This is a genomic window from Micromonospora sp. NPDC049171, assembly GCF_040648275.1.
Lineage (GTDB): Bacteria > Actinomycetota > Actinomycetes > Mycobacteriales > Micromonosporaceae > Micromonospora.
The window spans coordinates 244346-267304 of record NZ_JBEZDJ010000007.1; the positions used below are offsets into that span (position 1 = coordinate 244346).

18 protein-coding genes and 5 tRNA genes are annotated in these 22959 nt (G+C 68.8%); 10 read left to right on the forward strand and 13 right to left on the reverse strand.

The window, feature by feature from the left end; all coding sequences use genetic code 11:
• Positions 1-12: 12 nt before the first annotated feature.
• Both AB0B14_RS11905 and AB0B14_RS11910 read right to left on the reverse strand, forming a co-directional pair.
• A tRNA-Val gene (locus AB0B14_RS11905) sits at positions 13-87 on the reverse strand.
• A 26-nt stretch (positions 88-113) separates the two neighbouring features.
• Positions 114-186 (reverse strand) — tRNA-Gly (locus AB0B14_RS11910).
• 147 nt (positions 187-333) lie between these two features.
• Between AB0B14_RS11910 and AB0B14_RS11915 the strand changes: the two genes are divergently transcribed.
• The gene (locus AB0B14_RS11915) at positions 334-576 is read left to right on the forward strand and encodes a DUF6458 family protein (RefSeq protein WP_357070106.1); all 243 of its coding nucleotides are present in this window, start codon (positions 334-336) and stop codon (positions 574-576) included.
• 70 nt (positions 577-646) lie between these two features.
• On the opposite strand, the gene AB0B14_RS11920 is transcribed toward AB0B14_RS11915, so the two are convergent.
• The 3 genes from AB0B14_RS11920 to AB0B14_RS11930 form a co-directional block, all read right to left on the reverse strand.
• Positions 647-1603, reverse strand: coding sequence for an NADP-dependent oxidoreductase (locus tag AB0B14_RS11920; protein ID WP_357070109.1), 957 nt, complete (start codon positions 1601-1603; stop codon positions 647-649).
• Between the two features lie 14 nt (positions 1604-1617).
• Positions 1618-2727 (reverse strand): Gfo/Idh/MocA family oxidoreductase, encoded by a 1110-nt coding sequence (locus tag AB0B14_RS11925; protein WP_357522402.1) that lies wholly within the window; start codon positions 2725-2727, stop codon positions 1618-1620.
• A 77-nt stretch (positions 2728-2804) separates the two neighbouring features.
• Positions 2805-3386: a helix-turn-helix domain-containing protein gene (locus AB0B14_RS11930; RefSeq protein ID WP_357070113.1), complete on the reverse strand. Its 582-nt coding sequence runs from the start codon at positions 3384-3386 to the stop codon at positions 2805-2807.
• 115 nt (positions 3387-3501) lie between these two features.
• On the opposite strand from AB0B14_RS11930, the gene AB0B14_RS11935 reads away from it, so the two are divergent.
• Complete coding sequence (locus tag AB0B14_RS11935; protein WP_357522403.1) at positions 3502-4236, forward strand: GNAT family N-acetyltransferase; 735 nt, start codon at positions 3502-3504, stop codon at positions 4234-4236.
• A 48-nt stretch (positions 4237-4284) separates the two neighbouring features.
• Here AB0B14_RS11935 and AB0B14_RS11940 read toward each other — a convergent pair whose 3' ends face one another.
• Positions 4285-5247: a glycosyltransferase family 2 protein gene (locus AB0B14_RS11940; RefSeq protein WP_357522404.1), complete on the reverse strand. Its 963-nt coding sequence runs from the start codon at positions 5245-5247 to the stop codon at positions 4285-4287.
• A gap of 314 nt (positions 5248-5561) precedes the next feature.
• Positions 5562-6590: a glycosyltransferase family A protein gene (locus AB0B14_RS11945; RefSeq protein ID WP_357070117.1), complete on the reverse strand. Its 1029-nt coding sequence runs from the start codon at positions 6588-6590 to the stop codon at positions 5562-5564.
• A 291-nt stretch (positions 6591-6881) separates the two neighbouring features.
• Between AB0B14_RS11945 and AB0B14_RS11950 the strand changes: the two genes are divergently transcribed.
• The 5 genes from AB0B14_RS11950 to AB0B14_RS11970 are packed head-to-tail and all read left to right on the forward strand — an operon-like array spanning position 6882 to position 12383.
• The gene (locus AB0B14_RS11950; protein WP_357522426.1) at positions 6882-8213 is read left to right on the forward strand and encodes an aminotransferase class III-fold pyridoxal phosphate-dependent enzyme; all 1332 of its coding nucleotides are present in this window, start codon (positions 6882-6884) and stop codon (positions 8211-8213) included.
• A gap of 11 nt (positions 8214-8224) precedes the next feature.
• On the forward strand, positions 8225-9256 hold the full coding sequence (locus AB0B14_RS11955; RefSeq protein WP_357522405.1) for an NAD-dependent epimerase/dehydratase family protein: 1032 nt from the start codon (positions 8225-8227) through the stop codon (positions 9254-9256).
• Between the two features lie 29 nt (positions 9257-9285).
• Positions 9286-10203 (forward strand): UbiA prenyltransferase family protein, encoded by a 918-nt coding sequence (locus AB0B14_RS11960; protein ID WP_357070121.1) that lies wholly within the window; start codon positions 9286-9288, stop codon positions 10201-10203.
• 24 nt (positions 10204-10227) lie between these two features.
• Complete coding sequence (locus tag AB0B14_RS11965) at positions 10228-11415, forward strand: endonuclease/exonuclease/phosphatase family protein (RefSeq protein ID WP_357522406.1); 1188 nt, start codon at positions 10228-10230, stop codon at positions 11413-11415.
• Positions 11416-11465: 50 nt separating this feature from the next.
• Positions 11466-12383, forward strand: coding sequence for a lysylphosphatidylglycerol synthase domain-containing protein (locus AB0B14_RS11970; protein WP_357522407.1), 918 nt, complete (start codon positions 11466-11468; stop codon positions 12381-12383).
• Here AB0B14_RS11970 and AB0B14_RS11975 read toward each other — a convergent pair.
• From AB0B14_RS11975 to AB0B14_RS11995, 5 genes are all read right to left on the reverse strand, one after another.
• Positions 12309-15347, reverse strand: a complete 3039-nt coding sequence (locus AB0B14_RS11975; protein ID WP_357522408.1) for a BTAD domain-containing putative transcriptional regulator — start codon at positions 15345-15347, stop codon at positions 12309-12311. The two genes, AB0B14_RS11970 and AB0B14_RS11975, sit on opposite strands and share 75 nt — an antisense overlap.
• A gap of 949 nt (positions 15348-16296) precedes the next feature.
• Positions 16297-16551 carry a hypothetical protein gene (locus AB0B14_RS11980; RefSeq protein WP_357070130.1) on the reverse strand — a complete coding sequence of 85 codons (255 nt, stop codon included), beginning with the start codon at positions 16549-16551 and terminating at the stop codon, positions 16297-16299.
• Between the two features lie 235 nt (positions 16552-16786).
• A tRNA-Val gene (locus tag AB0B14_RS11985) sits at positions 16787-16858 on the reverse strand.
• Between the two features lie 13 nt (positions 16859-16871).
• Positions 16872-16942, reverse strand: a tRNA-Cys gene (locus tag AB0B14_RS11990).
• A 34-nt stretch (positions 16943-16976) separates the two neighbouring features.
• Positions 16977-17049 (reverse strand) — tRNA-Gly (locus AB0B14_RS11995).
• A gap of 388 nt (positions 17050-17437) precedes the next feature.
• Between AB0B14_RS11995 and AB0B14_RS12000 the strand changes: the two genes are divergently transcribed.
• The 3 genes from AB0B14_RS12000 to AB0B14_RS12010 all read left to right on the forward strand — a co-directional run bounded on the left by AB0B14_RS12000 (position 17438) and on the right by AB0B14_RS12010 (position 21887).
• Positions 17438-18040 (forward strand): TetR/AcrR family transcriptional regulator, encoded by a 603-nt coding sequence (locus AB0B14_RS12000; RefSeq protein WP_357070132.1) that lies wholly within the window; start codon positions 17438-17440, stop codon positions 18038-18040.
• A 79-nt stretch (positions 18041-18119) separates the two neighbouring features.
• Complete coding sequence (locus AB0B14_RS12005) at positions 18120-18701, forward strand: TIGR03086 family metal-binding protein (RefSeq protein ID WP_357070134.1); 582 nt, start codon at positions 18120-18122, stop codon at positions 18699-18701.
• Positions 18702-18956: 255 nt separating this feature from the next.
• Positions 18957-21887, forward strand: coding sequence for a M36 family metallopeptidase (locus AB0B14_RS12010; protein ID WP_357522409.1), 2931 nt, complete (start codon positions 18957-18959; stop codon positions 21885-21887).
• Between the two features lie 44 nt (positions 21888-21931).
• Here AB0B14_RS12010 and AB0B14_RS12015 read toward each other — a convergent pair whose 3' ends face one another.
• Positions 21932-22783 carry a hypothetical protein gene (locus AB0B14_RS12015; RefSeq protein WP_357522427.1) on the reverse strand — a complete coding sequence of 284 codons (852 nt, stop codon included), beginning with the start codon at positions 22781-22783 and terminating at the stop codon, positions 21932-21934.
• Between the last annotated feature and the right edge of the window lie 176 nt (positions 22784-22959).

A 22959-nucleotide genomic window follows, 5' to 3' on the forward strand; every position in this document is an offset into this window, starting at 1 on the left:
CGCTTGCCTGGATGGTGGGCGATACTGGGTTTGAACCAGTGACCTCTTCCGTGTCAGGGAAGCGCGCTCCCACTGCGCCAATCGCCCGTGGTGCCCCCGTGGGGCGCATCGAGAGCGGACGACGGGATTCGAACCCGCGACCCTCACCTTGGCAAGGTGATGCGCTACCAGCTGCGCTACGTCCGCACGTCCCCGACAAGCGCCGGCGACAGGTGAACTCTACCCGATGCCAAGATCGCTTGGCACGGCACCCTGTCCGGTCGCGGTTGCGCTGGTCCCTGCCGGGGTACTGATGGGCTCGACAGCGCACCACACCCCCCTAAGGAGGCTGTCGTGGGTATCGGCACCAGCATCTTCCTGATCGCGCTCGGCGCGATCCTCACCTTCGCACTGGACGCGAGCGTCGGCGGCATCAACCTCGACGTGGTCGGCTGGATCCTGATGGGAGCCGGCGTGCTCGGCCTGATCATGACCACGCTGATCTGGGGCCGCCGCCGCGAGGTGGTCACCACCACCGAGCAGCCGGTCGAATACCAGCGGGTCGAGGAGCGGCGGGACATCGCCCCGCCGCTGTGACACGATCATTCCCCACCGCCGACGCTGCCGGGCCGGCCGTCCCGATGAGGGCAGCCGGCCACCGGCGGGATCAGAACTCGATGACCAACCTGCCGCGTACCCCTCCGGCTTCCAGGAGCTGATGCGCGCGGGCCGCCTCCTGCGGTGGAAACCGGCCGGCGACACGAAGGCTCAGCGCACCCTCCTCGGCGAGCTGCCGAAGCAGGTCGAGCTTGTCGCGGCGCCCGTCATAGTCATGCACGTAGGCAGCCACCATCCCGATCCCCCGTTGGTTGGCCTGGGCCAGCAACAGCGGATCCGGCCCGCCGCGCAGCAGCGCCACGGCGCCACGGTCGCGGACCGCGGGCAGCAGCGCGCCGCCGACCAACGCCGCGTCGACCGCGGCGTCCACGCCGTGCGGGGCGTGTTCCCGGAAGCGGTCGGCGACACCCGGGCCTCGGGCCACCGTCACGTCGGCGCCGAGCGCGGCGACCAGTTCGACGTCACCGGGCGCCGCGTCGGCCAACACGCGGTGACCGGCGGCCTTGGCGAGTTGTACCGCGTACCCGCCGACGGCGCCGGCCGCACCGGTCACCGCGAGGGTGCTGCCCGGCGGCAGCCGCAACTGGTCCAACGCGTGCAGGGCGGTCAACCCGTTCATCGGCAGCGTAGCCGCGTGGGCGGGTGAGACGCCCGCCGGCGCGGGCACCACCCAGGTTTCCGGAAGCACCACCCACTCGGCGTACCCACCGCCGGCCTCCCGGGTCGGGTTGACCATGGCCATCACCGGGTCACCCGGGGCGAGCGCACCACTGCCCCCGGGACCCACCTCGTCGATCGTGCCGGCGATGTCCAGACCGGGCAGCAGCGGGTCGGTGCCGCGCAGTCGCACCGGCGTCATACCGGCCCGGATCAGGGTGTCCGCCGGGTTCACCGCCGCCGCGCGTACCCGGATGCGGACCTCACCGGGGCCGGCGTGCGGCGTTGGCAGCTCGACCACCCGCAGCACCTCCGGCCCGCCGTAGCGCAGCAGTCCGACCGCTCTCATCCTCGGGCTCCTCGTCATGCGGGTCGGGCCAGGGACTGGGTCGTGCCGGTGGCGGAGGCCCGCTCGATCGCGTCGATGAGCCGGTGCCGACCCAGGGCGTGCGCGAAGTCGGGGACGGTCCGTGTGCCGTCGGCCAACTCCCGGCCAAGCTGTCGGTAGAGCCGGGCCACACCCCCGGCCACGGAACGACTCAGCTCGGCCGGCACGCCGTCCAGGTAGGACGCCGGCACCTCCAGTGGTTGGACGGCGCTGTCGGCGCCCCGGCCTCCGGCGAGGGTCAGCTCGGCGACCTGCATGTTGCCCCAGCCGGCGGTCAGCACCAGGTCACCCTCGCTGCCGTTGATCTCCCACCGGAAGTTGTCCCCCCGGGACACCCCGCCTCGATAGAAGATGGACGCCGCCGCCCCAGCGTCGAGGGTGCCGATCACCGAGACCTGGTCCGGCACGGTAACCGGAATGGCGCTGCCGTCCGTCGCGAGCGTCGCCTGCTTGCGGCCGACCACGAGGTTCGCGGCCACCGAGTCGAACTCACCGAGGACGAAGTGCAGCGGGTCGAGGGCGTGCAGGGTGGCGGAGGTGAGCGGTGTGGCGCCGTTGGCATTGTCGAACCAGTACGCCTGGCTGGGGTCGGCGACCTCACCACCCCAGACCATTCCCGAGCCGACCATCGTGGTGCCGAGCACCTTGCCGACGTACCCGTCGCGGATCAACTCCCGGGCGTACTGGACCTCGGGGGCGTACCGCCCCTGGAGGCCGACCACCGTGCGGATGCCCGCCTTCTCCGCCCGGTCTGCCAACTGATGGGCCTCGGCCAGGCCATTGCCCAGCGGCCACTCGCTGTAGACCATCCTGCCCGCGTCCAGGGCCGCGGAGATGAGCGTGAAGTGCTCGGTGACCTTCACCGCCACGACGACCAGATCGACGCCGGGATGGCGAATCAGGTCGCGGTGGTCGTGGTACGCGGGCACGCCGTACCTGGCCGCCGCGGCCTCGGCGCTGCTCGGGCGGGACGTGCTCACCGCGCGGAGCGTGAACTCGGGTGTCGCGGCGATGGCGGGCACATGTGCGGTGGAGGCCCATCCGCTGGTGCTCGCGCCGATGATGCCGACGCCGATCGTGGACATGGCAATCCCCTCATGACGGGACAAATTGGAAATTCATAGGTTGGTTTGATCGACAGGCCGACCACGTCGTCCGGCGGTCAGTCCAGGCAGGTGAGCGCGACCTCGGCGTACCGGGTCAGCGCCGCCCGGTCCGGGTTGATGGCACCCATCACCCGCAGCCCCTGAAGGCTGGTCACCAGGAAGCCGGCCAGGTCGGTGGCGCTGCGATCGGACGTGATCTGGCCCCGCAACTGCGCCTCGGCGAGCAGGTCGTAGAGCGCCAACTCCAGGGACTGGGTGGTGGAGCGGAGCCGCTCGGCGACCCGCAGGTCCTGGTGTGCCCGTTCCATCGACGCGCCGACGATGAGGCAGGCGAGGTGCCGGCCGTCGCCGGTGATGTCGTCCACCGCACCGACGAACACCTCACGGAGGACCGCCCGCGCGTCGTTGCCGGAGCGCAGCAGATCGACCATCGGTGCGGCGTAACGCTGCCGGTACAGGTCGAGCACCGCGAGGTAGAGGCCGTCCTTGCTGCCGAAGGCGGCGTAGATCGAGCCGCTGCCGAGGCCTGTCGCCTCCGCGAGGTCGCGCATCGAGGTGCCCTCGTAGCCCTTCCTCCGGAACACGTCCATCGCGGCGTCGACCGCGGCGTCGAGGTCGAACTCGCGGGTACGTGCCATGCCCGAACGCTACCCGTTATCTGGAACGATCGACAAAGTACCGCCGGTCACAGTCGTCGCATCGATCCGTTTCCGCAGCTGAGGGTGGCTGAGGCGACGCGCTAACATCCGGATCATGGGGTCTCTCGACACGCTGCTGGCCGCGCACCGGGCGTACCTGCTCGGTTGGAACATCGGGGTGGCCGGCGGGCCGGACCTTCCGACCTACCGCAGCGAGGTGCCGCACGCGACCCTCAACGGCGTGCTGCGCGTGGCCGGGCGCACGCCGCGGGACGCGCTCGTCGAGGCCCGGCAGCGCCTGCACGGCGTACCTCGGGTCTGGTGGGTTGGCCCGGACAGCGACGCCGGGACCGCCGACGGTCTGCTCTCCCTCGGCGCGGCCGAGATCGCCCGCCTGCCGATCATGACCGTGACGATCGACGCGGCGGCCAAGGTCCCGACGCCGACGGGCCTGCACATCACCGAAACCACAGACCTGGCCACGTTCGTCGCGGCCTACGCCCGGGTGTCCGGAATCCCGGCCGGCGCGCTGACCGCGACGACCGAACGGGAGAAGGCGTTCACCGGGGACGGCACCGTGCTCAGACTCGCCGGCCGCCTCGACGACGGCCAGGTGGTCGGAACGGCCGTCGCCTGGCTCAGCCACGGGCTGGTCACCCTCTACTTCGTGGGTACGCAGCCCGAGCACCGCCGCCGGGGCATCGGCGCGGCCATGACCCGGGCCGCACTCAACCTGGCCAGCGAGCGCGGCGCCCGCACCGCCGCCCTCACCTCGTCCGCGATCGGCGAGCCGGTCTACCGTCGCCTCGGCTTCCGGCCCGTGGGCGAGTTCCGCATCCTCACCTTCTAGGAACCCCGTACTCCACTCGGTTTCGCGGAAACGCGGTGTTCGCGTGGATCACGGCCGCGACGGCTCCGCCGCCATCGGGTTCTTCCGGGGTGCGGCGGCGGTGTAGGTCGGGTGGGCCCGGTGCAGCGCCCGGAACGGCAGGTAGCAGAGCATGATCAGCCGGCTGGTCAGCCAGGCCCGCCAGTAGCTGGCGCTACCGGCCCGCCCCGAGTGGCTGGCGTAGGAGGCGTCGATCATCCGCAGGTACGCCCAGAAGTCGGCCGGGTCGTTCCGGAAACGGCGCGCCGAGGTGCCGGCCCGGAGGTCGGCGGCGAAGCCCACCCGGTGGCCGGCCCGCCGCAGGTGGATGCCGAGGTCGAGGTCCTCGTGGTAGCGGCGATCGTCGCAGAGGTCGGTCCGGATGGCGTGCCAGGCCCGAGCCCGGACCGCCATGTTCGCGCCGAACAGCCAGTCGAGCCGCTGCCGGCTCGGCAGTGTCCACGCCCGGCGCAGTGTCCGGTCCACCGCGTTGAGGGCCGCCGGAAAGCGGATGTCGTAGTAGGTCACCGGACCGGTCACCGCCGCGACGGTGCCGTCCGCGAAGACCCGGCGGACCGCCTCCACCCAGTACGGCGGCAGCCTGGTGTCCGCGTCGATCCGACCGATCACGTCGCCGGTGGCCGCCATCAGGCCACGGTTGCGGGCGGCCAGGACACCCAACTGCGGTTCGGTGAGCAGCACGACCCGATCGGTGTACCCGGCCAGCCGGGCCCGCGTCGCGTCCGTGGAGGCGTTGTCCACCACGATGATCTCGTCGGCCGGCGTCGTCTGCCGCAGAGCCGCATCGAGGCACGGCCCGATGTTCTCCTCCTCGTTGTGCACCGGCACGACGATCGAGACCCTCGGTGCGCGGGCGGGACCCGCTCCGGCACTGTCGGATGGTTCGGCGCTGTCGGATAGTGCAGCCGCCCCGGTCATGGTCCGCCCCCCGCCCGTGCGCGTCGATGGATCGTCGCGCGGGAAGCGTGCCATGCGGAGCCGCACCGGCGCTGTCCCGGTCGTGCGCGGGTCGTTCGTCGAACGCCTCGGGTGCGGCCCGAACAGCAGCAGGCCCGTTACCGGAAGCCGGTAACGGGCCTGCTGCACTGCCTATCTAGCCGGTGGGCGAAACTGGGTTTGAACCAGTGACCTCTTCCGTGTCAAGGAACGGTCCCCGATGCCCTGACCAGGAGCAACACGACCATGTCGGTGGTCGGCTTCCCCGGCGCCCTGGTGCTCGACCTGGCCCTGTGGGGGCGCCGCAGACCGCCGACCCCGCCCAGCATGCGGTCGCCCCCCGCGGCCGGTCAGCTCGCCGGCTGGAGATCGTGCTCTTCATAGAGCCGACGGAACGTCCTGGAGGCCGACCACTGGACCGCACCGACGGCGACGCCCGCGACGATCGTCAGGTTCACCACATAGTGGGTCGCTACAAAGAAGGCCAGGAACGCCAGTCCACGCCGGCGGAAGACGAACCTGTACATGCCCGCATCGCACGCGATCGACACTGCCAACATCAGCACAGGGCCGAGCAGCCCAGCCGGCCCCAAGATGAGCGGAAGCAGGAATGCGGGCAGCGATGCCGCCGCCGCGAGACTAGCCCACGCTCGTTGACGTGTTTCGAACCCGTTGGCGAAGTGACGGGCATCCGCGTAGAGCGGCACGCGTAGTCGGGCCCGGTGGAACAGCTTACGGAGGAGGATCCGCAACCTGGGATCGTGGGCGTGCCTTCCCCGCACCGCCTGGCTGAGCCGGAGGCGGTACCGCTGTGACAACCGGTAGCCGAAGTCGACCTCCTCCGTCTGCTTCAGCTTCGGGTTGAAGGAGCCGATCTCGGTGTGCACCTTCGTCGGGATGGCACACAGCGAGGGAAACATGAACGACACGTCGCCTACCGAACTGGCCGACCAGTAGTGGTATTGCAAACCTCGGTACTGGGCGACCAGCGTGCGGTTCACCAGCGGCTCTGCGTCTTGGACGCCACAGACCGCACCGATGGTCGAGTCACCGCGCAGAATTGCCACAGCGGAGGCCACGGCGTCACTAGCCAACGCGATGTCCGAGTCGACGTAAAACACGATCTCCCCGGTGGATCGCGCTACGCCCGTGTTTCGTGCCACGCCGCAACCCATGTTGGAACCGGTGCTCGTCACGGTGACACCGAACCGCTTCGCAATCGCCAGCGAGTCGTCGGAACTACCATCATCGACGATGATGATCTCGATGTTCGGGTAGGTCTGACCCTGTAGCGAACGCAGACACAGGGGAAGCGTGTCGGCCCCGTTGTAGTTGGGCACGACGATCGAAACCAGCGGCTCCATGCGTTCCTCCGACATCCGGATGACGATAGGTACCGCCAGTAAAACCCATCACTCTATCTATCGACTATCCTCGTTCAATCCTTGACCGCCTCCGCACTCTCGATCGTCTACGACACGGCCGATAACGCAACGACAGCACAGGAATAGCCGGCTCCACCATAGTCGTAGCGAACCACGAACGACGCTGACGACCCACAGGAGGGGCGCATGGCGAAACTCATCGATCTGGGGCAGGCGGAAAACCTCGATGTCGACGAGGTGCAGGAGCTGTACCGCAAGTACGTGAACAGGTCGCAGGTGAAGCTCATGACTTCGTTCGGCTTCGGTCGCGAGTTGATCGACCGGGCCGAGGGGGCGTACCTGTACACGAGAGAAGGTCGCCAGATCCTCGACTTCACCGGCGGGGTCGGCGTGCTCAACCACGGGCACAACCACCCTCGGCTGCTCGCCGCTCGCCGCCGTTTTCAAGAGCGCCATCGGATGGAGGTCCACAAGACGATCTTCTCACCGTACATCGCGGCGCTGAGCCACAACCTCGCCCAGGTCCTGCCGGGCGACCTCAACATGTCGTTCTTCCCCAACTCCGGCGCGGAGGCGGTGGAGGGCGCGGTCAAGCTGGCCTACAAATACCATGGGGGGCAGCGCGGGACCGTACTGCGTGCCGACATCGCCTTCCACGGCAAACTGCTCGGCTCCGGCGGTCTCACCGGCAGTGCGCAGGCCCACTTCGCCTTCCCAACGATCCCGGGAATTCGCACGTTCACCTACGGCGACCTGGAGTCTGTCCGCGAAGCGGTGGCGTCGTCGCGGCGAACGGACGGAAGCTGCGACGTCTACGCGCTCCTCATCGAGCCGTTCAGTGCCTCCACCATGCAGTGGTGTTCGCCCGAATTCCTGTATGGCTTGCGTGAGCTTTGCACCGCCGAAAAAATCATCCTCATCTTCGATGAGATCTACACCGGCTGGGGCAAAACAGGCACGATGTTCTACTTTATGCGGCACCAGGATCTGGTGCCCGACATCCTCACCACCTCGAAGTCTTTCGGCGGCGGCAAGTCGTCGATCTCCGCCTTCGTGGCCCGGGATGCGGTGTTTCGCAAAGCCTACGACAACATGAAGGACGCTCTCCTGCAGAGCACCAGTACGACCTATTACGGCTTTGGTGAGGAGACCGCGACCGCCATCGAAGCGATCTCCATAGCTGTGGAGGACGACTATCCAGGGCGCGCTCGGCAGATCGAGCGCCTGCTGGCCCCGGGGTTGGCCAGGATCCAGAAGGCCCACCCGGAAGCGATCGCCGACGTACGCGGGTCCGGCGCGCTCTTCGGAGTGTTCCTGTGTGGCGGGCCGCGACTCCTCGACCTTGCCGGAAAACTGTTGCCGGTGTCGGTCGCCCGCGACCCCCTGTTCCGGACCAAGGTCATCACCTCCGCAGTGATCGACGCTCTGCACCGGGAGCACGGCATCTACACGTACTACACGCTCAATGGGCTGAGTCCGCTGGCGATCAGCCCGCCCCTGATCGCCGGGGACACCGAGATTGAGTACTTCCTCAGCGCCTTCGAGCAGGTGTTGGAGGTCGGGATGCCGAAATTGTTGACGCGCTTCGTGCGGGAGCAGGTGAGTCGGCTGTGGTGAGCGGAGGACACATGACAACTGTCGCAGTAACCGGAGCCGCCGGCGTGTTGGGTTCCGAACTCACCCGCCGGCTCCTCAGTGACGGGGTTCGCGTGCACGCGGTCGACCTCCGCGCCGTGCCGGCCGTTCCCGGACTGGTACCGCACGTCGGGGACGTGCGGGACAGCCGGGTGGTCGCTGGGGCCTTCGACGGTGTCGACGCCGTCGTGCACTGCGCGGCCGCACTGCCGAGCTATCCCGAGGGCGAAATCCGGTCCGTCATCGCCGACGGCACGGCGAATGTGCTCAGCTCGGCGCGCGCGGCGCGGGTCTCTCGGATCGTGCACGTCTCGTCGACGTCGGTCTACGGCCTACCGCAGGTGGTGCCGACGCCGGAGAGCCATCCACGGGCCCCGGTGGACGTCTACGGCCGCGCCAAGGCCGAAGCGGAGGAACTCGCCGAGCAGCACCGGCAGGGCGGTGCCTGTGTCACTATCCTGCGTCCCAAGACCTTCCTGGGTGTCGGTCGCATGGGACTGTTCGCGATGCTGTTCGAGTGGGCCGACGAGGGGCGGCACTTCCCGGTTCTCGGTCGAGGCGACGTCCGCATCCAGATGTTGGGCCTCGACGACCTGGTCGAAGCGGTGTGCACCTCGCTGCGCGCCTCGGAGACGGCAGCGAACGACACCTACAACATTGCCGCGAGCAGTTTCGGAACGTTGCGCGAGGATTTTCAATCCGTACTCGATCACGTGGGCCACGGCAAGCGGGTGATTTCCGTCCCGGCGCGCCCCGCGGTGGCCGTCCTTGAGTATCTCGAACGTTGGAAGCTCTCGCCGGTGTACGGCCGGTTGCTGCACAAGCTGCTGGCCGACTCGTACGTCAGCACCGAGCACGCCCGCCACAGGCTCAACTTCGAACCTCGCCTGTCGAATGAGGACGCCTTGTTGCGGGCCTTCGACTGGTGGCGCGCCAATCGCACTGTCCGGCCGGCGCGGCGTGGTGTCACGAGCAGCGAGCCATGGAGCCAGGGCGCCCTCAAGCTCGCCAAGGTCTTTTTCTGATTCGTACCGGCTCAGTGGAGGTGATCTGCATGTCTCAGGTGTACCTCGACCGGGATGAGCTCGCGTTGGTCGTGCGACAGAGAACGAGGCTGCGCGACCTCGTGACTTTGATCCGGCCAGTGCAATGGGTCAAGAGCCTACTCGTGGTGCCGCTGCCCCTGCTCGAACGCGGTGCCTGGACCCTCGACGGACTGGTGCATCTGTTGGGCGCCATCATGATGTTCATCCTGGCTTCCGCAGTGGTGTACGTGGGAAACGATATCGCCGACCGTGAGCGGGATCGGCGACACCCGACCAAACGACAACGTCCCATCGCATCCGGGCGGGTCTCCGTGGCGGTGGCCGCCGGATACTGGGTAGGGCTGCTGGCGCTGCTGGTGGTGCTGGTCGTCACGGTCATGCCCGTGCTCATGTGGCCGCTGGCCGGATACCTCGTCCTCAACATCGCCTACAGTCGCTGGCTGAAGCACGTACCGATGGTCGATATGATCGTCGTTGCCGCCGGCTTCGAACTCCGCATCCTCGCCGGTTACCTGGCCGTCGACGTGCGACCCTCAGGTTGGCTGCTCCAGTCGATCTTCCTGCTGTGCCTGCTGCCCATCCTGGCGAAACGGCGACGGGAGTTCTCCCTCCCGGAGGAGGCCCGCCGCCCGGTGATTGGTGTGTACTCCGCGGAGTTCATCGATCAGCTCCTGGTGCTGTGCGCCGGGCTCACCACGGTTACCTTCCTGTTCTACATCAACGAGCGCATGAGCTCTCACGCCGATTTGGCGTCGGTGCTCCTGTTGCCCCTGCTGCTGTTTGGCCTGTTCCGCTACCTGCACGTCGTCGGGGTGAAGGGTGGTAGCGCCGACCCGGTGCATTCGCTGCTCCGCGACCGGGCTCTCGTCATTGGCGCCGGCCTGTTCATGCTGGCCGCCGCGAGTGCGAGCTTCGTGCTGTCCTGACCCGTCGGCCTGATTGGGGAACTCATGACCACCACCACGTCATCCAATGCCGGGCATCCGGAAGAAGCTGGCCCAGGCGGCAACCGGGGCTGGCTGCGCCGAGCCAGGTTCCGCCGCCTGCGTCAACGACTGGTGCTGGCTGCGGCGTTCGGTTGGGCACTGTTTCTACTGGCTCACCTTGTTCTCACCGGACGCTGGTGGCTGTGGATGTTCATCGAGCCCATGCCGCCGTTCCTGTTGGTGGCCGTTCCGGCCGCCCTGCTTCTCCTCGTCCCCTTCGCCCGCGCTGTCGCCAAACCGGTTGCCCTGCTGCTCGTGGCCACGTTGGCGATCGGCGTCCCGTTGGCCGGCTTCCCGACAACAGCGGGCACCCAGCCGGCGCAGGCCGCGACCGGAGGGCAATCCGTCAAGGTCTTTGCGTGGAACACGGGGTACTGGCACTCCGGAACGGGGTACCTGGATTATGGGGGCGACATCGACAGCCCCCAAGCATTCTACGCGTACCTGCATCAGCAGAACGCCGATGTCTACCTGCTCAGCGAACATCTGTTCTGGCGCGGGGGGCCGATCGCTCTCGACGACCACAACGAGATTCAGAGTCAATTCCCGGATTATGAGGTGAATGTGGAGGGGGAACTCGTCACCCTCTCCCGAGTACCCGTCGCGGCCACCCATCCGCGAGCCGTGGGAGAAAATTCGGACGACTGGTACTGGCGTGGCAACAAGGCCCAGCGGACCGACCTGCGGGTGGGCGGCTGCATCCTCTCGGTGTACAACGTCCACATTCCGCAACCCATCGACCCTCGGCTCAATCCGCTGACTGCGAAGTACTACTCGTTCGCCCACGGTCAGTACAACCGGCAGCAGCGGGAGCTGGAGGCGCTACGGGACGACATAGACGGCAACGCCAACCCACTGCTGGTAGCCGGCGACTTCAACTCGCCGTGGATGGGCAGCCTCGTGCAGGTCGGCGACGATCTGCGACGGTGGAATCCAGGCAACGTCCGAGGACTTCCGGTCACCTTCCCGGCCGCGGACACCGGGTGGTCCCTGCCCAAGCTCTGGCGCCTGGACTGGACCTTCACCCGCGGCCCGGTCCAGCTCTCCGACTACCGGCTGCGCCAGAGCCCGCGTCTGTCCGACCATCTGGCTCAGGACATGACCGCGTCGGTACGCTGCCAACCGGCAGCACGAGAGCGGGCCGCCTCATGACTGGTTCAGCTCGAGTCGGGGTCGCTCGCACCTGGATCCGAAGAGGGCTCGTGGCCACCTTCCTGATCGCTGCCGGCGTGGGCGTGGTGCGCGCGGTGACCGGTGAGGACATGCAGGTCATGCACTTGCTCGGTCGATCAGAGGTGCGGTGGTACCTCTTGGCGGCGGTGGCCGCGAGTAGTTGCTGGTTGCTGCTCGGGATCCAGGCATGGCGCTACGTCCTGGCGGCCCTGGGCTCCCAGCTCAACCTGTTCGACGGCGCTCTTGTGTGCTTTGCCGCGATTGTCGGTACCTACCTGCCGGGGCCCTGGTTCCAGGCTCTGGCCGCCGTACACGTCGGACGACGCATCGGGGTTGAGCCACGCCGGATGGTGGTGGCATACCTACTCGTGGCGGTGGTGAACCTCCTGTCCGCCGCGTCCGTGGGCCTGCTCGCCGCCCCGCTGGTCCTGCACGGCCACTGGGCCTGGCTGGTGGTTCCGGTGGTGCTCAGTTGCACGGTGGTGTGGCGCCCTCGAGGTGTCATCCAGGCGACCGCCTGGGCCGCGCGCCTGCTCCGGCGTGAACCCGTCACCCAACTGGTGGAACCCAGGGCACTCCGGCTCGCCATGCTGTGTCAGATCTGCGCGTGGACGGTGGGCGGGGTGCACCTGTGGCTGCTCGCCGTAGCGCTCGGTGGCCCGCCGCTGAAGGCGCTGTCCATAGCGGTCGGCGCCTACGCCTTCGCGTCTGCGGCGGCTGCCCTGATCCTGGTGCTGCCCGACGGCGCCGGGGCGAAGGACCTGCTGATCGTGGGCGCCTTGACGGTCGCCCTGCCGGTTCCCGCGGCGGTGGTAGCTGCCGTGGCCAGCCGCGCCTGTGTGATCGTGGCCGAGCTGCTCGTGGGCGCCGGGCTACTGCTGGCGTGGCGGATCAGGCGGGGCCGCCAGGTCGGTCGGCCGGCTGTACCCAGCACGGTTCACACTTGACCGGGCCTGCCGGATCTCATCGATGAGCCGGAAGGCAATGGCACGCCAGACCGCCGCGCTCTTCTCGCCGAAATTCTTCACTGCCCGATCAGCCCAGTAGGTTGCTCCGTCGTAGTCACCCAGCATGCTGTCCATTTCGGCGTAGGCGACATAGAATCGTCCGACCAGAGTCAGGTCGGTGCCCGCCTCAGCGAGAGCGTAGCCATGACGCAGTGTCCGCGAGGCGTCCTCGAAATGACGCAGGCGTACCTGCGCCAGCCCCAAGCCACATAGCACATACGATTCCTCTGCCTGATCCCGCACCTCGCGCACCATGTCCAGCGCCTGCCGGAATTCCTTCTCGGCCGCTGCCGCCTGGCCGCGAGACAGACAAATGTCACCGTAAGAATGATGCACCTGCGCCTGCACGCGCCGGTTACCTATACCCACGGCTATCGCCATGGCCTTGTCCAGCATCTCTTCGGCGGCATCCAAATCGTCGGAGTCCATTCGAAGTTGCGCCACGTTGCTCAGGATATGCGCCTCGCCGACCGGGTCCTGCACCTTGCGCATCAACTCGAGCGCCCGCTGATAGCGCTGCTCCGCGAGCTTCGATCGGCCCCCGACTCGGTCCAGGAAAGCCATGTTTCGCAGACACAGCGCCAGCCCGTGCACCTCACCCACCTTCTCGAAGACCCGCCTGGCCAGGGAGAAACGTGCAGCCGCCTCGTCGTAGCGTTGCTCGAACATGCTCAGGGTTCCCTGCGAGTAGAGCATCACCGCCTCACCGCGCTGATTATTTGTCTGACGACAGGCGGCCAGTGCGACAGCATGCGTGTCACGCCAGTCGTCGAAGTAGCCGCGCGCCTCGAACAGCGCCACAAGCGTGATAGCCAAGTCCCAGCAACTTTCGGACAAGCCAACCTCGGCCGTCTGACGAACACTGTCGACGAGGGCCGTCCGCTCGCTCTCCAGCCACTCCAACGGATCCCTGAGCAGCCGGTTGACCACCTCGGGCGGCAGAGACCACCGGGCCGCGGCGCCGTGGAGAACGATGTAGTCGCCGCCGTGCAGGCGTCGATGCGCCTCGTCGGCCAAGAACTGCCAGGCACCAGTGGCGCGCTCGATGGCCAGGGCACGCAACCGATCGCTCTCCTGGTCGGCAAGTAGCTCGCGGGCGTAGACCTGAATCAGCTTGTGGAGGTGGTATCTGGCCATGACGCCGTGGTCCTGCCGGGCCTCTATCAAGCGAGCATCCACGAGGTGCTCCAGATCCTCGCCGGCCGACTCCGTCCCCAGCACCGGTCCGGCGATCCAGCCGGGAAGGTCCGGGACGTCGAACAGCGACAGAAGCCGGAAGAGGTTCTGCGCCGAGGGTGGGACGCTGGCGTAGGCGGCCGCCATGCCTTCCCGCACCCCGAGGCCGCCATGGACAAGCTCATCCAGCCGGTGTCGTTCGTCGGCCATCCGCTCGTTGAGCTGTGCTATCGCCCAGTGTGGCCGAGCGGCGAGTCGCGCGCCGGCGATCCGCAGTGCCAACGGCAGACCGCCACACATGTCGATCAACTCCAGGACCGCGGCAGGTTCGGCGGAGGCCCGCGCCCCGCCGACGAGCACGGTGAGCAGTTCGGTGGCGTGCTGGAAACTCAGATCGTTGATCTCAATCAACTGAGCCCCGGGGATCCGGACCATCCGCTGTCGACTCGTGATGATGACCGCACAGGTCGACGATCCGGGTAGCAGGGGGGTGATCTGAGCCTCGTCGCGTACCTCGTCGAGCACGATGAGGAGCCTGCGCCCGTTCACCGCGCTGCGGTACAGCGACGCGACTTCTTCGGTGTCGTCGACGCCCCAGCAGCCCGACACACCCAACATCCGCAACATGCGGTTGAGCGTTTCCCGCACGCCGGCCTGCTGGCCCTCCGCCTTGTCGAGCCGCAGGTAGATCTGGCCGTCCGGAAACTCCGTCGCCAGCCGGTGTGCGACGCGGACGGCAAGGGCGGTCTTGCCCACCCCCGCACGCCCAGTGATGACGCTAACGGTGAGCGAACGTGCTTGCCCGGAATCGCCCCCGAGGTGCCGCATCATCTCGACCACGGTGTCGTCGTGCCCGGTAAAGGCGGGATCATCCGCAGGTAGCATGCGCGGTACCCGAACACTTTCCACGACTGCCGGCGGTTCGGGGGGACAGGCAAGAGCCCACGCCTTTGTCTGTTCCGAGGCCCCCGGCACGTCGAGCTCCGGGTCTGCGAGCAGGATCGCCTGTTCCAAGCGGCGCAGATCCTCACCCGGCTCGATCCCCAGCTCAGTGACGAAGGTATGCCGCGCCTCCCGGTACGCCTCAAGCGCTTCTGCCTGTCGTCCACAGCGGTACAGCGCCAGAACCAAATTGCTACGGGCCTGCTCGTGCAGCGGGTGCCTCTGCACAAGGTGCATCAATTCGTCAATCAGATCGTGGTGGCGCCCCAGTTTGAGCTCCAGCGTATGGCATTCCTCCAAGGCATTGAGTTGACGCTCCGACAGGCGGACCGCCGCAGCCTTGATGGCCAAGCTGTCGATGCCGCTGAATGGCTCGCCGCGCCACATGCCCAAACCCGCGCGAAGTTTTTCCACCGCGGTGTCCAGCCGGTTGTCGGCGGCGGCGGCCCGCCCGTCCGCTATCGCCCGGTTGAAATGGAATACATCAAGCGTTTCCTCGGCCGCCTGCAGGAGATAGCCGGGCCGGTAGCTCGCGATCTGCGCCTCCAGGCCGGCGTCGCTGAAGGCGCGCCGGATGCGCGAGATGCAGATTTGGATCTGTGTGCGCGCGGTGGACGGCGGCACCGCGTCCCAGACCGCCCGGACCAGGTCGTCGATCGGTACGACATGGTTGACGTCCAGCAACAACTTGGCGAGAACGATCTGATGGCGCGGCGCAGTAAGGCTCACGGCTGATTGGGGAGTGGAAATCTCCAACGGACCTAAAAAGCGAAAGACCGGCGTCAATGCCCCACCCCCGTAGGTGATGTCAACCGTGGACGATCGCCACACACCCTACATAAGTTGACCGATTGTTGCTACGCCGTCACTCTGGGTTGCCTTGGGTGGTGTGACATAGCGGCCATCGGTAGGCTGGACGATCGGTAGGCGAAGGGGGCGAACAATCCGCCAAAGACTGCATTGACCCACGTCACTTCACCTGACCGCGTTGGTGCTGGGGCCGGCGGACCGGGGCGGGGCGCGGAAGTTCTTCCCTGGGCAAGGCGACTCTCCGCAGCGACAAGGCCGGTGCAGGTCGGATGAATTGCTGTTGGTTCTGGGCGGCTCGGGCAGCGGTCCGTTGCATGACCGCATTGCCGGCGTACTCCGTACGGCGATCCGCGAGGGACGCCTGCCGCAGAGACAGGACCGCGTCTGGTTGGTTAGATCGACGGGCCGAAGATCTTGCGCCGCAGGGTGGGGATAATCGCGCTAGCACGGAGAAGCGCACGGAACGCGGTCCGATTCGCAGGTGTGTCGAGGGCGGCGTTGGTGGCGTTTCGGGTGGAGAGGGCTAGTCGAGGAGCTCGTTGACCGGGATCCGGTCCTCGGTCTCTCCGCCGGGGTAGTCCTGGCTCTGAAGGAACACGGCTACGTCGGCGTTCGAGCCGCTCGCCGTGGTCTCGGCCGTTTGCCGCCCCGGCGTTGGCAGCTGCTTCCGCGACGGGCGCACGCCGCGGCCGCCGCCATACCCCGGATGAACCCATTACCTCGCTGGCACGGACGCGACAAGCCCCAGACCGGCTGATATCGCGTCGCTCGACCGCTGACGCTCCAACCGAATCCCAGAAACCAATCATCCCGTTCCACCAGGCCCATCCAGCGGCCGGCACCTCCACGGCGCCGGCCGCTTTCCATGCCCGCCGGCACCACCAGCTCGGTTGGAGGAGATTTCCGTGGCTGCGCCATCACACGCTCACCGACCCATGGCATACAGGAGGTATTCGACAGCCACGACCCCGACCAAATCTTCTGCGGCGCGCGCGGCGCCTACCTCCGCCGCTCCAACATATCCCGCCGCGCCCACACAGGACCTGTCATCGAAGGCATGCACTTCCACGACCTGCGCCACACCCACAAAACCTGGCTCATCGAAGACGACATCCCCGAAATCGCCCAAGTCCAACGACTCGGCCACCGCATCCCCGGCGTGCGCGGGATCTACAGCCACGTCACCCTCGCCATGCAATCAGCGCATCACCCACGCCCTACAACACCGCTGGCAGACCACCCAACCCATCAACGTCTACCCCGGTCACACCCGCGCCGCTCGACCCGATACCCCGACACCCGCCTGCGGAAGATGATCTAGTGCTCCCAAGTTGCTCCCAACGTAAGGGGCGCAACAGCAACGGCCCGTTACCGGACTTCCGATAACGGGCCGTTCAACCTGCCTATCTAACCTGTGGGCGATACTGGGTTTGAACCAGTGACCTCTTCCGTGTCAAGGAAGCGCGCTCCCACTGCGCCAATCGCCCGTGCTTGTTGCCGAGGTGGGGACGGGATTTGAACCCGCGTACACGGCTTTGCAGGCCGTTGCCTCGCCTCTCGGCCACCCCACCGAGGTTGCCCCCGTCATGCGTGGCGGCAGCTCCGAGCGGACGACGGGATTCGAACCCGCGACCCTCACCTTGGCAAGGTGATGCGCTACCAGCTGCGCTACGTCCGCACGTCCCCCGGCGTTCCCGGGTGACGGATGAGAACTTTAGCCGAGCCGGTGAAAGACTGCCAACTCGGGGTCACCTCGGCGCGTCTCCTCCTCGCGAGGCGGGAACGGAGACCACCACCCGCTAGCTTCCTAGGGGGCTGGCCTGGTGCCGACCGGCGGCCACCGACCGTCACCCTCGGGCGCCCACTCGACAACGACGGCCATCATTGCGCCAAACGCCCACCACCAGGGCCTTGTCCGCCACCTCATCGCGACGGACCTCGACGAACACACCCACAGGAACGACTGACGGCACCCCGGGGAATTGTCCGGCTTCCGACTGTCGCGGCGCGGATCCGGGCACAGCCGTCACTGTTCGTGTTCAATCGGATGGGCTACGGTAACGGTCGTGACGAGACGTGCGGCCGAGATCCGCCTGGATGCCCTGCTGCGCACCGCCTGTGACGTGATCGTGGAGCGCGGTCTGGCCAACACCCGGACGGCCGATGTGGCACAGGCCGCCGGAGTGAGTCAGGCGTTGGTGTTCTACCACTTTGCCACGAAGGAGCGACTGCTCGCGCAGGCCTTCGCGTACGCGGTCGAGCAGGATCTGGCCCGACTGGACGTGGTGACCCGCTCCTCGGCGCCACCGCTGACCAAGCTCCGCCGGATCCTCAAGCTCTACACGCCGGCCGGGCGGGCAACCTCCTGGTCGATGTGGATCGACGGATGGTCCGAGTCGCTGCGCACCCCGGAGTTGGAGAAGGTGTCCCGCCGACTCGACCTGCGCTGGCGGCAGGACCTGGCCGCGGTGATCTCCGCCGGGGTGGCCGACGGCACCTTCCAGTGCGCCGACCCGGACGGCGCCGCCTGGCGGATCAGCGCGGTGATGGACGGGCTTGCCGTCCAACTCGCCGTGCACGACCGGGTGATCTCCCGCCGGCAGTTCGGCGAGTGGGTCCGGCTGGTCACCGCCCGAGAGCTCGGCCTGGATCCGGTCGCACTGGACTGAGCCGACCGGCCACCGGTCCCGCACCCCCAGGGCAGGCAAAACGGCGCGGCATCCCCCGACTACCGGAACAATCGGCAGCATGGACCTGCTGGACGCGTACCGCCGGAGCCTGGCCGAATTCGTCGACCGGGTGGACCAGGTCGAGCCCGGCCAGTGGTCCGACCCGACACCCTGCTCGGACTGGGACGTACGCGCGCTGGTCAACCACGTGGTGAGTGAGGATCGGTGGAGCGTCCCGCTGCTCGCGGGCCGGACCATCGACGAGGTGGGCGACCGGCTCGACGGCGACCAACTCGGCACCGACCCGATCACGGTGGCGCGGGAGGCGGCCGCGCAGGCCGAGATCGCCGCGACCCACCCCGGCACACTCGACCGCGCCGTGCATCTCTCCGCTGGTGAGACCCCGGCCGCGGAATACCTCCAGCAGCTCCTCGCCGAGCATCTCGTCCACGGCTGGGACGTGGCGGTGGCGATCGGGGCGCAACCGCGCCTGGACCCGGACGCGGTGCACGTGGCCGCCCGCTGGTTCGCCGGCCAGATCGACGACTACCGGAGCAACAACCTGGTGCAGACCGGGGTACGGGTGCCCGACGACGCCGACGAGCAGGACCACCTGCTGGCTGCCTTCGGCCGCAACCCCGACTGGACACCGGACAACTGACCACCCGCGGCCTGCCGCACGGCTGACCAGCCCGCTCCCCCTCCGGCCCAGCTCACCGCCTGTGTCGAGGGCGATGCCGGCGACCCCACCGACCGCGGCGACCAGGCCGGGTCTCGCCCACGCGCTGGGCTCGACGACCGGGCGATTCGCCCCAGAGCTTGCCGCCGCCCCAGCCGCCTGATATCCACAGATGCACATGCGTGATCGCGCGCGGCCGGCGGACCGCCGGCCATTTCGCTCCCACGAGGAGGTCCCGTGCCACGACCCGAATGGTCACCCCCGATGAGCCGGCGTCGACGCCGGCTCATCGCCGTCCTGGCGACGACGGCCACGGTCGCCGCGTTGCTCCCCACCGGCGTGAGCACCGCGGCCCCCACCGGCAGCACGCCGTCGGCCGAGCGCCGGTCCGGACCGTTCAGCGAGGGGCACGAGCCCGCCGACGCCGACAACCGCACCGGTACGGCGGCACCCGACGCCCGGCAGCGCGGCCTGGCCCGCGCCGCCGACCCCGACGTCCGGTGGAACCGACTCGGCACCCCGCAGGCCCTCGGCCCCGGCCGTACCCCGCTCGCCACCGGGCTGCCCGCCGACCCGGAGGCCGCCGCCCGCGCCTACCTGCGGGCCAACCGCGACCTGTTCGGCATGGACGCCGACGCGGTGGCCCGCATGGAACGGGTGCTGGTCCGGCCGATCGGCAGCGGTGCCGTGGTCACCCTCCGGCAACGGTTCGGCGACCTGCCGGCCGGGCCGGACGGTCTCGTCACCCTCGCGGTCGCCAACGGCTCGGTGGTGTCGGTCAACTCCTCGTTGGCCCGCGACACCGGCACGCCCGCGCCGGCCACCCGCACCGCCGAGCAGGCGTACGCCGCCGCGCTCGCCGACGCCGGGCTGACCGCCGGCGCGGTGGCCAGCCACACCATCCGGCAGGTGGCCGTACCCACGCCGTTGGACGGGCCACGGGCCGCCTACGAGGTGACGATGATCGGCGCGGACACCGACCAGCCGGCCGCGTTCACCAGCTACGTGGACGGCGGCACCGGGCAGGTGCTGGTCCGTGAGGACCTGGTCGACTTCGACTCCGACAACCCGAGCTGGGCGGTCTTCCCGGCCACCCCGCCCCGCGACCTCGACCCCGGGCAGGATCCCCGGGTGCGCTGGTGCGGCGACTCCGCGCCCGGCTGCCAGGCCGCCTTCCGCGACCCGGCCACCGGCCAACCCTGGGACGTCGACGCGGCCACCGGCACACCCACGTTCACCTCACGCGGCAACTCGGCCAACACGGTGCTCTCCTGGGGTGCGGGCACCCCGATCGTCCCGGCCACCACCAGCCCGGACCGCCGCTACGAGTACCCGTTCACCGACCAGTGGCACCAGGCGAAGTGCAACCCGGAGGTGTTCACCTCCGCCCAGCGCAACGACGCGGACGCGTCGATCGCCAACCTCTTCGCCATGCACAACCGGATGCACGACTGGTCGTACCAGTTGGGCTTCACCGAGTCGGCGTGGAACCTCCAGGCGGTCAACCTCACCCCGGCCGGGCTGGGCGGTGACGCCGAGCAGGGCCGCGCCCAGCAGGGCGCGCTGACCGGCAACCGCAACAACGCCAACCAGGGCACCGGGCGCGACGGGCTGCCGCCGACCACCAACATGTACCTGTGGCAGCCGCAGGCCGGCGGCCCGTACCCGCCGTGTGTGGACGGCGACTACGACATGACGGTGATCGGCCACGAGTACACCCACGCGATCACCAACCGGATGATCGCCGGCCCGGACAGCGGGATCAGCGGCCACCAGGGTGGCGCGATGGGCGAGTCGTGGGGCGACCTGCTCGCCGCCGAGTACCTGTTCCAGAACGGGCTGCGCGCACCCGGCGAGACGCCCTTCGTCACCGGCGGCTACGTCACCGGCAACCTGGTCAGCGGCATCCGCAACTACGACCTGAGCCGCAGCCCGCTCAACTACTCCGACATCGGCTACAACACCGCGGGTCCCGCCGTGCACGCCGACGGCGAGATCTGGGGCGCCACCAACTTCCGGGTCCGCTCCGCACTGGTCAAGCGGTACGGCCTCGGCACTCCGCAGCGGCAGCTCGACTGCGCACAGGGGAAGGTCGCCGCCGACAAGTGCCCGGGCAACCGGCGCTGGTCGCAGTTGGTCTTCGACTCGTTCCTGCTCCAGGCCGCCAGCCAGGTCAGCATGCTCGACATGCGGGACAACATGCTCACCGCCGACCTGCTCCGCTTCGGCGGCGCCAACCAGGACCTGATCTGGGCCGAGTTCGCCCGCTCCGGGATGGGCCGGGACGCCGCCACCAACGGCGCCGGCGACACCGACCCGACGCCGAGTTTCGCCTCGCCGCGCGGCGGCAACGCGACACTCACCCTGCGCCCGCGCGGGGACAGCGTCGACGCGCCGATCCGGGTGTACGTCGGGGCGTACGAGGCGCGGGCCACGCCGATCGCGGACACCGACCCGGCGACGCCGATCCCGGACACCGTGGAGCTGGTGGCCGGCACGTACGACCTGCTCGCCGTGGCACCCGGCTTCGGGCACCAGCGGCTCGGTGTGGTCGCCAAGGCCGAGCAGGACGGGTACGTGGACCTGCGGATGAGCCGCAACCTGGCGTCCACCGCGTCCGGGGCGACGGTCACCGGCGACGGGGTCAACCTGGACCGGATCGCCGACGACACCGAGGCCACGAACTGGGCCTCCCTGGACGGGGTGGCCGGACGGCAGCTCACCGTGGCGTTGCCCGGGGACACCCCGCAGACGGTCAAGCGGCTCAACGTCAGTGCGATGCTGCGCCCGGCGATCACCGGGGACGCCGACACCGGCAGCCAGAACGCGCTCAGTGCGTTGCGCTCGTTCGCGGTGTCCGCCTGCGACGCGACCACCACCGACTGCGCGGACCCGGCCCGCTGGCAGCGGATCTACACCAGCGCGGGGGACGCGTTCCCCGGCGGGGCGTACCGGTCGTACAGCCGGGACATCAACCTGCGGACGTTCGCGGTGCCCTCGACCCTCGCCACCCACCTGCGCCTGGAGGTGCTGGCGAGCCAGTGCACCGGCGGCCCCCGGTACGCGGGCGAGCAGGACGACGACTCGGCGGCGACGACGGACTGCGCGACGGCCAGCCCGGCCCGGACGCAGGTCAGGATCGCCGAGTTCCAGGCGTTCTCGCAGTGACGCCGAGGGGCCGGCGGGTAGTCCGCCGGCCCCTCGGCCCCCGATCAGCGGCGGGCCGGTCGCCAGCGGTCGGCCGGGGCCGGCCGTTCCCAGCGCCGGTCCACCGTCGGGTCCTCGCCCTCGTCGGACGCGGGCCGGGTCAGGTGTCGCAGCCGCAGCAGCAGGCCCATCCCGAGGAAGAGCAGCAACGCGCCGAGCAGGAACGCCGCCTGCACGATGCCGAACCCGCCGGACTGCGAGACCTGCCGGCCGGCCGGTGGCGCCGCGTCGGCCGGGTAGTCCCCGACCGGCTCCTCGGCCGTCGTGCTCTCCTCCACGGCCGGCTCACTCGGCGGGTCGCTGGGCCGTGACGGCGTCGCGGTCGGCTTCGGCGTACCGGTCGGGGTGCCACCCGCCCCCACCACCGAGCGGGTGGCGGTCTGTCGGGCCAGCAGGCGCCGGTTCGCGTCGTACGCCTCGGCGGCGAGGGTGACCCGCCCCTGGGTGACGTCCTCGGCGAAGGCCACCCGGTAGCGGGCGGTGACCGTGCGGCCCGGGCAGAGCGTGCCCGGGTCGAGCTGCCGGTCGGTCAGCCGGGCCACGTCACCCTCGGTCTGGATCTCCAGCGGGAAGTCGCCGGCCTCCTCCACCCGGTCCATCTTCACCTGGTCGAGTCGGAGGCCCTGCACGCTGAGCACCATCGACCAGCGCACCTTCGCGCACCCGCCGCGCCGATCCGTCTGCGAGACCACCGCCGAGATCGTCCGCACCTGGTCACCGGCGGTGAACCGGGCCGGCAGGCCGCTCATCTCGGTGGCGAAGGCCGCCTGTGCCGGCGCGGCCAGGGTCAGCACCGCCCCGGCCACACCGGCAACCAACGCCCCGATCCGCAGCGCGTACCGCCACACGATCACCATCACCTCGCCTCTTCTCGTCTCCTGCGCAAAACGCTAGGAGGAAGCGGGCGGGTCGGACAGAGGGGTGTCTTCGCACCGGACGTCAAGGACGAGTGGTGATTTCACCGACAGTGGTGAACCCCTTACCCGTACCGGTCCACCTCCCCGCGCCGCCCGGGATGACCGGTGCGCGAGAA